The following is a 13,857-nucleotide window of genomic DNA, read 5'->3' as shown; positions in this document are numbered from 1 at the left end:
AGTGAACGCGGATTGTCCCTGCTGGCCGGGGCAGGCCTCAGCGGGCGGCCCGGGCGGCCTGCACCCGGCGCTCGACCGCATCGATGAACAGCGCGCCCACGTCCAGGCCGCTGGCCTTCGTGATCTCCTGGAAGCCGGTCGGGCTGGTGACATTGATCTCGGTCAGGCGCTCGCCGATCACATCCAGGCCGACCAGCGTGAGGCCGCGCGCGGCCAGCAGCGGGCCGACGGCTTCGGCGATGCGGCGGTCGCTGTCCGTCAGCGCCTGCACCACGCCCTTGCCGCCGGCGGCCAGGTTGCCGCGCACCTCGCTGCCCTGGGGAATGCGCGCCAGCACCCAGGGCAGGGGCACGCCCTCGATCAGCAGGATGCGCTTGTCGCCCTGGGCGATGGCCGGCTCGAAGCGCTGCACCATCACCGTCTGCGCGCCGTGGCGGTTCAGGGTCTCGACGATGCTGCCGAGGTTCAGGCCGTCCTCGCGCACGCGGAAGATGCCCATGCCGCCCATGCCGTCGAGCGGCTTGAGGATCAGGTCGCCGTGCGCGGCATGGAAGCGCCGAATGTCGGCCGCGTCGCGCGTCACCAGGGTCGGCGGGATGAGCTGCGGAAACTCCAGGATCGCGAGCTTCTCGGGGTGGTCGCGCAGGGCGCGCGGGCGGTTCAGCACGCAGGCGCCTTCGCGCTCGGCCTGCTCCAGCAGGTGGGTGGCGTAGACGTACTCGGCGTCGAAGGGCGGATCCTTGCGCATGATCACCGCGTCGACTTCGGCCAGCGGCTGCGGCCGCTCGTCGGGCACCTGCTGGGCGGCCTGGAACCAGGCGGCCTCGGTGCCGCCGAGGGCGATGTCGCGCACATAGGCGGTAACCGGGCCGCCGGACTGCCACATCAGGTCGCGCGGCGTGCAGGCCATCAGGCGGTGGCCGCGGGCGGTGGCGGCACGCATCATCGCGAAGGTCGAGTCCTTCGCGATCTTGAAGCTTTCCAGCGGGTCGGCGACGAAGAGCAGGTCCAAGCAGGTCTCCCAGTATCAGGCCCCGCACCCTACACCGGGCGCGAAGGCCCCGCGCCGCAGCGGACGGCCGGGCGCTCAGATCTCGATCTTGGAGCCCAGCTCGACGACGCGGTTGGTCGGCAGGTTGAGGAAGTCCGCCGCCGCCGCGGCATTGCGATGCATGCTGGCGAAGAGCTTCTCGCGCCACAGCGCCATGCCCGAGCCGACCGAGGGAATGACGATGTCGCGGCTGAGGAAGTAGCTGGTCTCCATCTCGTCGAGCTGGCAGCCGCGGCCGACGAGCTGTTGCAGGGCCTCGGGCACGTCGGGGTCGTTCTTGAAGCCGAAGTGCAGTGTGACCTGCCAGCAGTCGTGGCCGAGCGGCTCGATCTGCACGCGGCGGTCGAAACCGATCCACGGCACCTCGTGGTGCTGCACGTTCACGAACAGGTTCTGCTCGTGCAGCACCTTGTTGTGCTTGAGGTTGTGCAGCAGGGCATTGGGCGTCACGTCCTTCTCGGCGCTGAGAAAAACGGCCGTGCCGGGCACGCGCAGCGGCGGGCTGAGGAAGACGGATTCGAGGAAGCCGCGCAGCTCGATGGCATCGTCGCGCAGGCGGTCGGCCATCAGGGCGCGGCCCTGCTTCCAGGTCATCATCAGCGTGAACATGAAGGCGCCGATGGCCAGGGGGAACCAGCCGCCATCGAGGATCTTCACCGCATTGGCGGCAAAGAAGAGCGCATCGACGATGAAGAAGAAGACCGTCGCCAGGACGCACAGCAGCCAGGGGTAGCCCCAGGCATGGCGGATCACGAAGAAGGTCATCACCGTGGTGATGAGCATGTCGGTCGTCACCGCGATGCCGTAGGCCGCGGCCAGCTTGGTGCTGGAGCCGAAGGTCACCACCGCCAGCACGATGCCGGCATACAGGCCCCAGTTCACGAAGGGGATGTAGATCTGGCCGGTGGACTTGACGGAGGTGTGCAGGATGCGCAGCCGCGGCAGGTAGCCGAGCTGGATGGCCTGCTTGGTCACCGAGAAGGCCGCGGTGATCAGGGCCTGCGAGGCGATCACCGTGGCGCCGGTGGCCATGCCGATCAGCGGGTAGAGCGCCCAGGTCGGCGCCATCTCGTAGAAGGGATTCTTGATGTTCTCGGGATGGGCCAGCAGCATCGCGCCCTGGCCGAAGTAGTTCAGCACCAGGGCCGGCATCACCCAGAAGAACCAGGCCATGCGGATGGGCCGCTTGCCGAAGTGGCCCATGTCGGCATACAGGGCCTCGGCGCCGGTCACGCACAGCACGATGGCGCCGAGCGCGAAGAAGGCCGTGCCGGGATGGTTCCAGACGAAGCCCAGGGCATGGTGGGGGCTGAGCGCCGCCAGCACCGCCGGGTTCTGCACGATGTGCACCAGGCCGAGCAGGGCCAGCACCGCGAACCACAGCGCCGTGAAGGGCCCGAAGTAGCGGCCCACTGCCGCCGTGCCGAAGCGCTGCGCGGCAAACAGCAGGGTCAGCACCAGCAGGGTGAGGGGCAGCACCCAGCGGCGCAGGCCGGGCGCGGCGACCTCCAGGCCCTCGATGGCCGAGAGCACCGAGATGGCCGGCGTGATCACGCCGTCGCCATAGAAGACCGCCGTGCCGAAGATGCCCAGGATCAGCAAGCCGCGGCGCAGCCGGGGCTTGTCCTTCACGGCGGTGGAGGCCAAGGCCAGCATGGCGATCAGGCCGCCCTCGCCGTTGTTGTCGGCGCGCAGGATGAGCGCGACGTACTTGAAGGAGACGATGACCGTCAGCGTCCAGAACACCAGGGACAGCACGCCCAGCATGTTGTCGGGCGTGAACTCGACATGTCCGTGGTTGAAGACTTCCTTGAGCGCGTACAGCGGGCTGGTGCCGATGTCGCCGTACACCACGCCGATGGCGGCGAGGGCGGCGGCCGCGAGCGAGGCGCGACTGGCCTGGGGGTCATGGTTTGCGGACACAGGGCAGACGGATCAGCCAGGGAAGGCGCATTGTGCGCCGAGCCGTCCGCCGCGCAGGAGAGATTGCGGCAATGCAGCAAATCACCGTCTTTCAGCCCCCGGATCAGGCGGGGGCCAGATCGAAGGCAATGCAGATGCGCTCGGTCTCGCCGTCGAAGGGCAGGGTGCGGTGGAAGAGCGAGGACGGGAAGAAGACCACATCGCCCGCACGCGGCTGCAGCACGGTCTCGGGCCAGTCGGCGCGCTGGCGGGGGTAGCCGTCGCCATCCAGGCTGAAGGCGATCGCGCCGTCCTGCCGGCCCGGCGGCGGCTCGGGCACTTGCAGGTAGACCACGCCGGACAGCCAGCCCTCCTCGTGGATGTGCGCGCTCAGGTGGCCGCCGCGCCGCATGGCCACCGACCAGGCACCGCTGAAGACCGGCTCGGCCGGGAAGTCGCGGGCATAGACGCCGAGCGCCGGATCGAGGCCGGCGCGGTAGGCCAGCAGCGCGTCGCGCAGCAGCTCGGCCAGGGCGCGGAAGGAGGCTTCGGGTCGCTTGAACAAGTGGCCGGCGGACTGCACGCCGTGGTGGAGCCGGCCCTGCTTGCGCTCGGCGATCTTGGCCTCGCGCAGGTCGCGCAGCAGGGCGGCGCGCAGGGGGCTGTCGGGCTCGGCCAGGGCGTCGAGGCGGCCGTGGTGAATGGCGCGGATGGGCTCGGGGCAGAAGCCGCAGGGGTCGGGCAGGCCATGCTCGTGCGCATGATGGGCCGACAGGGTGGCCACCAGCGGCGCACGGTGCGGCCCGGCGGCCAGCAGGCGGGCCAACTGGCTGCGGAAGGCCTCGGTGCGGCCGAGCTTGTAGAGGGCGTAGAGCCGGCGCTCGGCGGCATCGTGCAGCGTGGTCTGCTCGAAGCAGGCCAGCGCGGCTTCGAGCTGGCCGCCGTCGAAGGCGACCACGCCCAGGGCGTAGTGCGCCGCGGCATGCGCCGGGTCGAGGGCCAGCGCGGCGCGGTAGGCGGCCACGGCCTCGTCGACGCGGCCCTGGTCCCAGCGGGTCTCGCCCAGGCGGGTGTGGGTGTCGGCGGCCAGGGCCGGCTCGGGCGCGCCGCGCAGCGCGGCCTCGAAGGCCTCGGCCGCTTCGTCAAGCCGGCCCTGGCTGCGCAGCGCGGTGCCCAGGTTGTGGCGCAGCCGCGGCAGTTCGCGCTGGCGCAGGGCCTCGCGGTAATGGTCGACGGCCTCGTCCAGCCGGCCCTGGGCTTGCAGCACGGCGCCCAGGTTGCCCAGGGTCTCGACCGTTCCGGGCGCCTGGGCCAGGGCGGCGCGGAAGGCGGCCTCGGCCTCGTCCAGCCGGCCCAGACGCTGCAGGGTGGTGCCCAGGTTGTAGTGCGCCACGGTCAGATCCGGCCGGGCCGCGAGCACGGCGCGGTAGCTGGTCACCGCCTCGGCAAGCTGGCCGGCGGCGGCCTGGGCCACGGCCAGGTTGAAGCGCAGCTCGGGCGCCTGCGGCGCAAGCTGCACCGCCCGCTGGAAGCTGAGCACAGCGGCGGCATGGCGGCCCTGCTCGTTGAGCGCACTGCCCAGCAGGTTGTGCAGCAGCAGGGCCTCGGGGTGCTTGCCCAGGGCCTTGCGCGCCTGGGCTTCAAGCTGCGGCCAGCGGCCGGCCTGGGCCAGGGCGATCAGGGCCTGCGTGTCCTGGGGCGAGAGCGGAACGGGGGCGCGGGGCGGCATGGTCGGCGGACGCAGGGGCGGGTCGATGGGCGAGGACGGGCGCAGCTTGTAGCACCGCCCCGCCGCCCGCGGCAGCGGCGAAACGCGGGGGCCGCGGGCGGCGGATGCGCGCGTTTCCCGCAGGCTGCATCCAGGACACGTCTGCTTACAGTGGCCGACCGCCCGGACCCCGGGTCCCATGCCCCAGGAACCGCCATGCCCCGCACCGCATCGTCTGTCGCCCATCCTGCCGAGCCTTCGGCACCCCGCCCGGCCGGCGATCGCATGCCGCCCGGCCGGCCGCGACGCGCGGGCCTGCGCCGGGGGCTGGCGGGCCTGGGCCTGCTGGCTGCCACCCTGCCGGCGTGGGCGGCGGATTTCGGCGCGGCCCTGCGCATCCCTGGCGCGCAACGGCCCGACCTGCTGCTGCAACGCGATGCCAGCTCGGCCGCCCTGCCCTCCTGCGCGCGGCTGCAGGGCCTGGCGGGCGGGCGCCACCATCGCGTCCAGCTCATCTCGGCGCAAAGCGGCCAGCCCATCGTCTTCGAGCTGATCGAGCCCAAGGTCTTCGACTGCCAGCGCGGCCATCCGCTGGTGCTGCACGGCCACGGCTTCGGCGGCTCGCGCACGGTCGACCCGGCCGGCACCTTCCTCGAACGGCTGCAAGCCCAGGGCCATGCGGTGATCAGCCTGGACCTGCGCGGCTTCGGCGAAAGCGGCGGCACCGTGCGGGTGATGGACCCCAACACCGACGGCCGCGACCTGCTGCAGGTGCTGGAATGGGCCGAGACGCACCTGGACTTCCTCGCCCACGACCCCCAGCCCGGCGGCGGCCACAACCTGGTGGCCGGCGCCACCGGCGGCAGCTACGGCGGCATGTTCCAACTGCTGCTGCACAACCTGGATGCGAAGCGCCGCCTGGACGCCCTCACGCCCGACATCACCCCGCACGACCTGCGCGACAGCCTGAACCCGAACGGCGTCATCAAGACCGCCTGGGTCGCGCTGCTGGTGGCCCTGGGCGAGACAGGCGCCAGCCAGAAGCTGATCGGCGGCCTGGACCCGCTGATCCGCGAGACCCTGGTGCGCGGCGTGGCGACCAACACCTTCCCGGCCGGCGCCCTGCCCTTTTTCTACTACCACTCGGCCAAGTACTTCCTGGATGGCCTGCCGGCAGCGCAGCAGACGCCGATGCGCTTCCTCGGCGCCGGCCTGTCGGGCAGCCTGGGCTATGACTTTCCGGCCGTCCCGCCGCCGCCCGTCAGCATCCTGTTCAGCCAGGGCATGCGCGACACCCTGTTCAACTTCAACGCCGGCTTCGCCAACTTCCAGGGCTACCGCGCGCGTGGCGGCGACGTGCGACTGCTGAGCCACGAGGGCGGCCACATCCTGCCCGGCAGCGGCACCGTGCTGGGCGCGCTGGCGCCCCTCGCCCCGGCCCAGGCCGCGCTGCAGGCCAGCCTGGGCGCCCTGGGCCTGAGCCTGCCCGACACCCAGGCGCCCGCCGGCCCCGAGCGCTGCGGCCGGCTCGACCGCCTGGATGCCACCCTGGCCTTCCTGAACGAGAAGCTGCAACCGCCGGCCGCCACCCCGCCCAGCGCGGCCGTGGCCGCCGACCTGGCCCGGCTGCGCAGCGAGGTCTGCCTCTCCCTCGCCCCCGACCAGGCCCTGTGGCTGAGCCCCGCCCGCCTGGCCGGCGCCAACCTCGTGTCCGCCCGCCTGCCGGCGCGCAGCGTGCCGCTGGCGCAGGGCCTGACCGGCGCGGGCAGCCTGGTCGCGCCGGTCTTCGTGCCGCTGAGCGGCCTGCCGGCCGACCGCCGCGTCCTGGCCGGCATCGGCCAGCTCGACCTGACCCTGAGCGCGCCGCTGGCCGCGCTGACGCCCTGCGTGCGCGCCCGGCTTGGCGCCGCCGCCGACCCGCTGCTGGACTTGCAACTGGGCTGCGATCCCATCGTGCTCGTCGGCTGGGGCGCACGCCGCGGCAACGGCGCGCCGCGCCTGATCGACGAGCAGCTCACCCCCCTGCGCGGCCTGAAGCGCCACACCCTGCCGATGGTCGGCGTGGCCGAGCGCCTGGCCCCGGGCGAGACCCTGGGCCTGCTGCTGCACGGCGCCCATCTGCAATATGCGAGCAGCGTGTCACGCGACCTGCTGCTGCCGGCCGTGACCGTGCAGGGCTCGGTGAGAGTGCCGCTGGAGCGCTGAGCCGGCGGGCCGGCTGGGGCGGCCCCGTTGCCTGAAGCCGGTCAGCCCGCCCCGAATCACCGGCCGGGCCGGGCGGCCCCGCCCGCAGGCTCAGCCCGCCGGCGCGGCCAGCACGCGCAGGAGGAAGGCCTCGATGGCCTCGATCTCCTCCGGGCTCACCGAGTGAGGCATGGGGTAGCGCTGCCAGTCCACCGCATGGCCCAGGGCCGCGAGCTGGTCGCGCGACGCCTCGGCCCGCGCGATTGGGATGATCGGGTCCCAGTCGCCATGGGCCAGGAAGATCGGCGTGGCCGCATTGGCCGCATGGCGCTCGGCCGCCGTCGTCCCCGCCAGCGGCAGGTAGCCCGACAGGCCCACCAGGCCGGCCAGGCGATTCGGCTGGCGCAGGCCGACCATCAGCGTCATGGCGCAGCCCTGCGAGAAACCCATCAGCACGATGCGCTGGCTGGGCATGCCGCGCGCGATCTCGGCCGCGATCAGCGCATCGATCTGGGCCTGCGATTCGCGCAGGCTGGCCTCGTCCTCGCGGCGCAGCAGGTCGGCCTCGCGGATGTCGTACCAGGCGCGCATCACATAGCCGCCATTGATCGTCACCGGCCGCTTGGGCGCATGCGGCAGCACATAGCGCACCGCGCCGAGGGCCGAGAGATCCAGCTCGCGGCAGACCGGCACGAAGTCATGCCCATCGGCCCCCAGGCCGTGCAGCACGATCACGGTGGCGACAGGGGCGGCGCCGGCCGGGCCGGCGAGGAGTTCAACGGTGTCGAGGGTCATGGCATGAAGAAGGTCGTGACAGGGCCAGGTGATCAGGCGCAAAAGATTCGAGGGATGGCGAAGCGGGCTTGACGGGTGAGGCCAGGTCGAGCGGTCAGCCGCCGTCGGTACACGGCAGGTTCACACCCCCCGCCCTCGATCCGCCGCAAACCGCCCGCGCCACACCCCGAACTGCCCCGCCTCGATCGCCGCGCGCATCTCGCGGGTGAGCTGCTGGTAGTAGTGCAGGTTGTGGATGCTGGCGAGCATGGGGCCGAGCATTTCGCCGCAGCGGTCGAGGTGATGAAGGTAGGCGCGGCTGAAGCCGCCGGGGCCGCCTTGCTCGACCGGCACGCCGCTGGGGCCGGCGCAGGCGTAGCAGGCGCAGCTCGGGTCCACCGGGCCGGGGTCGCTGCGGTGGCGGGCGTTGCGCAGCTTCAGGTCGCCGTAGCGGGTGAAGAGGTGGCCGTTGCGGGCGTTGCGGGTGGGCATGACGCAGTCGAACATGTCGATGCCCTGGGCCACGGATTCGACCAGGTCTTCGGGCGTGCCCACGCCCATCAGGTAGTGCGGCTTGTGCGCCGGCAGGCGCGGGCCGAGGTGGGCCAGGATGCGGCGCATCTCGGCCTTGGGCTCGCCGACGCTGAGCCCGCCGACGGCGATGCCGGGCAGGTCCAGGGCCTCCAGGCCGGCCAGGCTTTCGTCGCGCAAGGCCTCGAACATGCCGCCCTGGACGATGCCGAACAGGGCATTGGGGTTCTCGAAGCGGCCCATGGCCTCCTGGCAGCGCCGGGCCCAGCGCAGGCTCAGTTCCATCGAGCTGCGGGCCTCGGCCTCGGTCGTGACATGGCCGGCGGCCTCCTGCGGGCTCAGGCCCTGGATGCTGGCGGCGCTGCTGCCGGGCTTCCAGTAGGGCGTGCATTCGTCGAACTGCATGACGATGTCGCTGTTCAGCACGGTCTGGATGCGGATGCTTTCCTCGGGCGTGAGCAGCAGCTTGTCGCCGTTGACGGGGGAGGCAAAGCGCACGCCTTCCTCGCTGATCTTGCGCATCTCGCCCAGGGACCAGACCTGGAAGCCGCCGCTGTCGGTGAGGATGGGCTTGTCCCAGCCCTCGAAGGCATGCAGGCCGCCGAAGCTGCCGATCACGTCCAGCCCCGGCCGCAGCCAGAGGTGGAAGGTGTTGCCCAGGATGATGGGGGCGCCGATGGCATGCAGGTCGCGCGGCGTCATGCCCTTGACGGTGCCGTAGGTGCCGACGGGCATGAAGACCGGCGTCTCGACGACGCCATGGGCCAGGGTGAGGCGGCCGCGGCGGGCATGGCCCTCGGTGGCGAGCAGGTCGAAATGCAGCATGGGGTGATTGTCGGGCCGGGCCTGGGGGCGGGCGGCGGCGGCTGGGGGCGGCCGCGACCTTCTGGGGCGGGGGCGGCCGGGGATGACGGAGGCGGTCTGAGGCGGGGACGCTGTGGCCGTGCGTCCACAGCTCTGCCAACGCGAATCATTCTCAAATACACTCGCGAATGATTCGCAACACGATCTTCGACCCTTGGGTTGGAGATCGCCCGGGGATCGCCCCCCCCGCCGCCCGGCGCGGGACCGCCCGCCCTGCCGCCCGCCCGCTTTCCGCCACGATGTCCGCCGCCCTGGCCCCTGCCCCCTTCACCGCCCCGCTGTCGCGCCCGGCCGTCTCCGGCCTGACGCTGGCCGTGCTGCTGGCCCACGGCCTGCTGGGCATGGGCCTGCTCCTGGGGCTGAACGCGCCGGAGGCCCCGCCGCTGCGGCCGGTGGTCGAGGCGGTGCTGCTCGCCCCGCCGGCGGTGCCCGCCGCCCCGGCCCGCGCCCTGCCGCCGCCGCCGCGGCCGGCGCCACGCCCGGTCGCCCGGCCGCTGCCGCGCCCACCGGTGCCCCTGGCCACGCCCCAGCCTGCGCCCCTGCCCGAGCAGGACAGCGTGCCCCCGCTGCCCGTCGCCGAACCGCTGGCCGAGCCCGCGCCCCGCTTGCCGACCGAAGCGGCCACGGCGGTCGCCACCCGCAGCGATCCCGGGCCCGCCGAAGCCCCGCCGCGCCCGGCCCCGCCGCCCGCGCCCGCCCAGGATCCGGCCCCGCTGCCACCCGGCGCGCTGCGCTACCGCCAGGCGCCGGCGCCGTCCTACCCCCTGCTCTCGCGCCGCCAGCAGGAGGCCGGCACGGTGATGCTGCGCATCCTCGTCGATGCCCTGGGCCGGCCGCGCGAATGGCGGATCGAGACCAGCTCGGGCCACCCGCGCCTGGATGCCGCCGCGCTGGCCGCTGCCGCGCAGACCCTGTTCGAGCCGCCGCCGCAGGCGCCGGCCCGCGGCGTCTGGGTGCTGGCGCCGATCAACTTCGTGCTGGGCCGCTGAGCGCGCGCCGGCCTTCCCTTCCTGCTTCGCCCCGTCCGCTTTCCGGAGCCTCCCGATGACCGAATCCAACCCCCTGGGCCTGGCCCATCTGCTGGCCAGCACCGATGCGGTGGGCCGCGCGCTCTTCGTCGTCCTGCTGCTGATGTCGGTGGCCTCGTGGACGGTGATGGCCGTGCAAGCCCTCGCCCGCTGGCGCGGCCGGCAGCGCGGCAGCGCCTTCCTGACGCGTTTCTGGGACGCGCCCTCGCTGGCCGCCGTCGGCCGCGAACTGGCCGAGACCGCCCCGCAGGAGGCCTTCGGCCGCCTGGCCCAGCGCGCGCTGGAGGCCCGCGCCCACCACGACACCCACAGCGCCGGCGATGCCCAGCACCTGGCCGAGGCCGGCGGCCTGCACGACTTCGTCGAGCGCGCAATCAAGCAGGGCCTGGACGAAGAGGCGCTGCGCGCCGAGCACGGCCTGACCCTGCTGGCCACCGTCGGCGCCACCGCGCCCTTCGTCGGCCTCTTCGGCACGGTCTGGGGCGTGTACCACGCACTGATCGGCATCGGCGCGGCCGGCAGCCTGGGCACGCTGGACCAGGTCGCCGGCCCGGTCGGCGAGGCCCTGGTGATGACCGGCCTGGGCCTGGCCGTCGCGATCCCCGCCGTGATGGCCTACAACACCCTGGTGCGCGGCAACCGCCTGCAGGCCGGCCGGCTCGACGGCTTCGCGCATCAGTTGATGAGCCTGGTGGCCACCGGCGCCGCGCTGGGCCGCGGCCCGGCCGAGACGCCGTCGCAAGCCCCGCGCGACGCCGCCCGCTCGGCCCAGCCGGCCTGAAGCCCGCCCCCACCCAAGGAGCCGCCCATGGCCTTCGGCAATTTCGACCGCTCGCGCAGCGGCGCCCCGCTGGCGGAGATCAACATGGTCCCGCTGATCGACGTGATGCTGGTGCTGCTGGTGATCTTCATCCTGGCCGCGCCGCTGGCCGCCCACCAGGTGGCGCTGCAACTGCCCAAGGTCAGCGCCGAGCCGCTCCAGGCCGAGCCCGAGCGCATCGATTTCGCCATCGATGCCGAAGGCCGCCGCCTCTGGAACGGCCAGGCCCTGAGCCGCGACGAGGCCGCCACCCGCTTCGCCGAGGCCGCCCAGCGCCAGCCGCAGCCCCTGCTGCAATTGCGCGCCGACGAGGCCGTGGCCTACCGCCTGGTGGCCGAGACCCTGGGCGACGCCTCGCGCGCCGGCCTCGCCCGCATCGGCTTCCTCAGCCAGCCGGCGCCCTGAGACGAGTGAGCGAGCCCGCCCTGCCCGCGCATGCCGCCCGGCGCGGCGCGCCCGCCTGGCGCCCCGGCTTCACGCGGTCCCGCGATCCCCGAATCCCGCTTTCCCCGCTCCCGGTTCCGTTCCCCGCCAGCCTGCGGGCGCCCCCGGCGCCCCGCACCGTCCCGCCGCACGGGGACGGCGATGCCAGCCACCGAGCCCCCGGCCCCTTGCAGACCTTCCTCGGAGACTGGCCATGACCCCCCCTTCCCTGCACCCGCTGACCCGGGCCCTGCGGCATGCGCTGCGCGCCCGCCCCGCCGCCGCGCAAGCGGCGCCCCGGCCCGCGACCGCACGCCGCCTGCTGCCGCTGGGCGCGCTGGCGGCTGGCTTCGGCCTGGCCGGCTTCGGCCTGCCCGCAGCCGCCCAGGCCGAAGCGCCGACCGAGCTGGCCCAGGCCGAGCCGCCGCCTGCCGCGCCCGCCCGCCCGGTCGCCGCAGCCGACCCGCCGCGCATGCCGGCCGTGCAGGTGCGGGCCGAATCGGAAGGGCCGCCGCCCAGCAAAGCCAGCTACCAGGCCATCACCACCACCGCCGGCAAGGGCCAGCAGGAGCTGCGCGACATCCCGCAATCGGTGACGGTGATCCCCGAGAAGCTGATGGACGACCGCAACCTCGACACGCTCAAGGGCGCGCTGCACGGCGCGGTGGGCATCGCCTTCGAGGCCGGCGAGGGCGGCGCGATCGGCGACCTGATCCGCCTGCGCGGCTTCGCCACCCGCGGCGACATCTTCCTCGACGGCATGCGCGACATCGCGCAATACAACCGCGACACCTTCAACCTCGACCGCATCGAGCTGCTGCGCGGCTCGGCCTCCATGCTCTACGGCCGCGGCTCGACCGGCGGCATCATCAACCAGGCCAGCAAGCAGCCCTTCGGCCTGACCCAGCATGAGGCCGACCTCACGATCGGCACCGACGACTACCGCCGCGTGACCGGCGACTTCAACTGGCGCCTGGGCGAGAACGCCGCCCTGCGGCTGAACGTGATGAAGACCGATGCGGACAGCACCCGCAACGGCCCCGAGACCCACCGCGAAGGCTTCGCGCCCACGCTGCGCTGGGGCATCGGCCAGCGCAACGAGTTCAGCGTCGGCGCCTACCACCTGAGCTACGACGACGTGCCCGACTACGGCTTCCGCTGGCTCAACGGCCGGCCGGTCGATGCGGCGGCCGAGCGCTGGTACGGCAGCGAGTCGGACTATCAAAAAGACTCGGCCAACAGCGTCTTCTTCACCTGGCTGCACCGGCTGGAGGGCGGCGGCGAGATTCGCACCAGCTTCCGCGACGGCCGCTACAAGCGCGACCTCTGGGCCACCACGGCGGGCCTGTCGGGCGTGGCGAACGAGGATGCCATCACCGACGCCTCGACCATCAACCGCGGCAACCAGACCCGCGCCGCCAAGGATCGCCACCGCTTCCTGCAGACCGACTACAGCGGCCGCGCGAACTGGTTCGGCCTGAAGCATGAGCTGCTGGCCGGCGCCGAGATCGCGCACGAGGACACCACCACCTTCGCCTACACCGGCACGCCGGCCAAGGGCGCGATCACCTGGGCCGACACGGGCGGCACGCCGGCCGTTGTCGACACCCGGGTGAAGGTGCGCAACACCGCCTTCCGGGCCAACACGGTGGGCCTCTATGCGCAGGACACGGTGCAGATCGCACCGCACTGGAAGCTGATGCTCGGCGCACGCCACGACCGCTTCAGCGCCGACTACGAACGCCGCACCGGCGGCCCGCTCGACCGCAAGGACGCGATGTGGAGCCATCGCGAGGGCCTGCTGTGGCAGCCCGACGCGATGTCGAGCTACTACATCTCGCACGGCACCTCCTTCAATGCCTCGGGCGATCTCTACCAGTTCGACGACCGCAGCGCGAACACCGCACCGGAGAAGAGCCGCAACATCGAGATCGGCGCGAAGTGGGATCTGCGCGAGGGCAATCTCTCGCTGCGCACGGCCCTGTTCCGCACCGAGAAGTTCAACGAGCGCAACACCGACGTCGACCAGGCCGCCGACGCCTACCTGCTCAATGGCAAGCGCCACACCGACGGTATCGAGTTCGAGCTGGCCGGCCGGCCGCACCCGGCGGTGGAGGTCTTCGGCGGCATCGCCTACATGCGCGGCAAGATCGACGAGGCCGGCAGCTCGGCCAGCTCGCAAGCCACCGTCGGCAAGGACAGCGGCCTGACGCCGCGCTGGACCGGCAACATCTTCGTCACCTGGGCCTTCGCGCCGAAGTGGCGGCTGGGCCTGGGCGCCGACGGCATGAGCGACCGCGTGCCCGCGCAGGCCGAGGCCGGCAGCAACCGCGCACCCGGCTATGTGAAGGCCGATGCCCTGCTCGAATACGACGCCGGCCCCTGGCGCACCAAGCTGCTCATCAGCAACCTGACCGACAAGGTCTATGCCGACGGGCTCTACCGCGGCTTCACCGTTGCCGGGCCGACGCGCAGCGCGCTGCTCACCCTGGGCCTGAAGTTCTGATCCTCCCCCCGGCCCGGTGCGTCCGGGCCTTTGATGCGGCGCGGGTCCTCGAGGGCTCGCGCCGCT

The 13,857-nt window shown here is 72.8% G+C and carries 10 protein-coding genes; 5 read left to right on the top strand and 5 right to left on the bottom strand.

Annotation, left to right across the window (positions count from 1 at the left end):
- Positions 1-37: 37 nt before the first annotated feature.
- The 3 genes from gshB to JI742_RS02230 all read right to left on the bottom strand — a co-directional run bounded on the left by gshB (position 38) and on the right by JI742_RS02230 (position 4,682).
- Positions 38-1,012, bottom strand: coding sequence for a glutathione synthase (gshB, locus tag JI742_RS02240; protein WP_201823622.1), 975 nt, complete (start codon positions 1,010-1,012; stop codon positions 38-40).
- A gap of 75 nt (positions 1,013-1,087) precedes the next feature.
- Entirely contained in the window at positions 1,088-2,974 is a 1,887-nt protein-coding gene (locus JI742_RS02235; protein ID WP_201823620.1) for a potassium transporter Kup, read from the bottom strand.
- Between the two features lie 103 nt (positions 2,975-3,077).
- On the bottom strand, positions 3,078-4,682 hold the full coding sequence (locus tag JI742_RS02230) for a tetratricopeptide repeat protein (protein ID WP_201823618.1): 1,605 nt from the start codon (positions 4,680-4,682) through the stop codon (positions 3,078-3,080).
- A gap of 195 nt (positions 4,683-4,877) precedes the next feature.
- Between JI742_RS02230 and JI742_RS02225 the strand changes: the two genes are divergently transcribed.
- Positions 4,878-6,866 (top strand): CocE/NonD family hydrolase, encoded by a 1,989-nt coding sequence (locus JI742_RS02225; protein WP_201823616.1) that lies wholly within the window; start codon positions 4,878-4,880, stop codon positions 6,864-6,866.
- Between the two features lie 90 nt (positions 6,867-6,956).
- Here JI742_RS02225 and JI742_RS02220 read toward each other — a convergent pair whose 3' ends face one another.
- Positions 6,957-7,640 (bottom strand): alpha/beta hydrolase, encoded by a 684-nt coding sequence (locus tag JI742_RS02220; protein WP_201823614.1) that lies wholly within the window; start codon positions 7,638-7,640, stop codon positions 6,957-6,959.
- 120 nt (positions 7,641-7,760) lie between these two features.
- Entirely contained in the window at positions 7,761-8,975 is a 1,215-nt protein-coding gene (locus JI742_RS02215; RefSeq protein ID WP_201823611.1) for a tRNA guanosine(34) transglycosylase Tgt, read from the bottom strand.
- 278 nt (positions 8,976-9,253) lie between these two features.
- Here JI742_RS02215 and JI742_RS14010 point away from each other — a divergent pair, with 278 nt between their 5' ends.
- From JI742_RS14010 to JI742_RS02195, 4 genes are all read left to right on the top strand, one after another.
- Positions 9,254-10,003: a TonB family protein gene (locus tag JI742_RS14010; protein ID WP_201823607.1), complete on the top strand. Its 750-nt coding sequence runs from the start codon at positions 9,254-9,256 to the stop codon at positions 10,001-10,003.
- A 55-nt stretch (positions 10,004-10,058) separates the two neighbouring features.
- Positions 10,059-10,823 carry a MotA/TolQ/ExbB proton channel family protein gene (locus JI742_RS02205; protein ID WP_201823605.1) on the top strand — a complete coding sequence of 255 codons (765 nt, stop codon included), beginning with the start codon at positions 10,059-10,061 and terminating at the stop codon, positions 10,821-10,823.
- Positions 10,824-10,850: 27 nt separating this feature from the next.
- Positions 10,851-11,267 carry an ExbD/TolR family protein gene (locus JI742_RS02200; protein WP_201823603.1) on the top strand — a complete coding sequence of 139 codons (417 nt, stop codon included), beginning with the start codon at positions 10,851-10,853 and terminating at the stop codon, positions 11,265-11,267.
- Positions 11,268-11,499: 232 nt separating this feature from the next.
- The gene (locus JI742_RS02195; protein WP_201823601.1) at positions 11,500-13,791 is read left to right on the top strand and encodes a TonB-dependent receptor; all 2,292 of its coding nucleotides are present in this window, start codon (positions 11,500-11,502) and stop codon (positions 13,789-13,791) included.
- The last annotated feature ends 66 nt before the right edge of the window (positions 13,792-13,857 follow it).

The organism is Piscinibacter lacus, from assembly GCF_016735685.1.
Lineage (GTDB): Bacteria > Pseudomonadota > Gammaproteobacteria > Burkholderiales > Burkholderiaceae_C > Aquariibacter > Aquariibacter lacus.
Note: the sequence above shows the minus strand (reverse complement) of the source record. Positions and strands in the feature narration are given on the sequence as shown.

Coding starts and splice junctions, on each gene's coding strand:
- JI742_RS02230 (WP_201823618.1), bottom strand. CDS start 4,682: ATGCCGCCCCGCGCCCCCGTTCCGCTCTCGCCCCAGGACACGCAGGCC.
- JI742_RS02225 (WP_201823616.1), top strand. CDS start 4,878: ATGCCCCGCACCGCATCGTCTGTCGCCCATCCTGCCGAGCCTTCGGCA.
- JI742_RS02220 (WP_201823614.1), bottom strand. CDS start 7,640: ATGACCCTCGACACCGTTGAACTCCTCGCCGGCCCGGCCGGCGCCGCC.
- JI742_RS02215 (WP_201823611.1), bottom strand. CDS start 8,975: ATGCTGCATTTCGACCTGCTCGCCACCGAGGGCCATGCCCGCCGCGGC.
- JI742_RS14010 (WP_201823607.1), top strand. CDS start 9,254: ATGTCCGCCGCCCTGGCCCCTGCCCCCTTCACCGCCCCGCTGTCGCGC.
- JI742_RS02205 (WP_201823605.1), top strand. CDS start 10,059: ATGACCGAATCCAACCCCCTGGGCCTGGCCCATCTGCTGGCCAGCACC.
- JI742_RS02200 (WP_201823603.1), top strand. CDS start 10,851: ATGGCCTTCGGCAATTTCGACCGCTCGCGCAGCGGCGCCCCGCTGGCG.
- JI742_RS02195 (WP_201823601.1), top strand. CDS start 11,500: ATGACCCCCCCTTCCCTGCACCCGCTGACCCGGGCCCTGCGGCATGCG.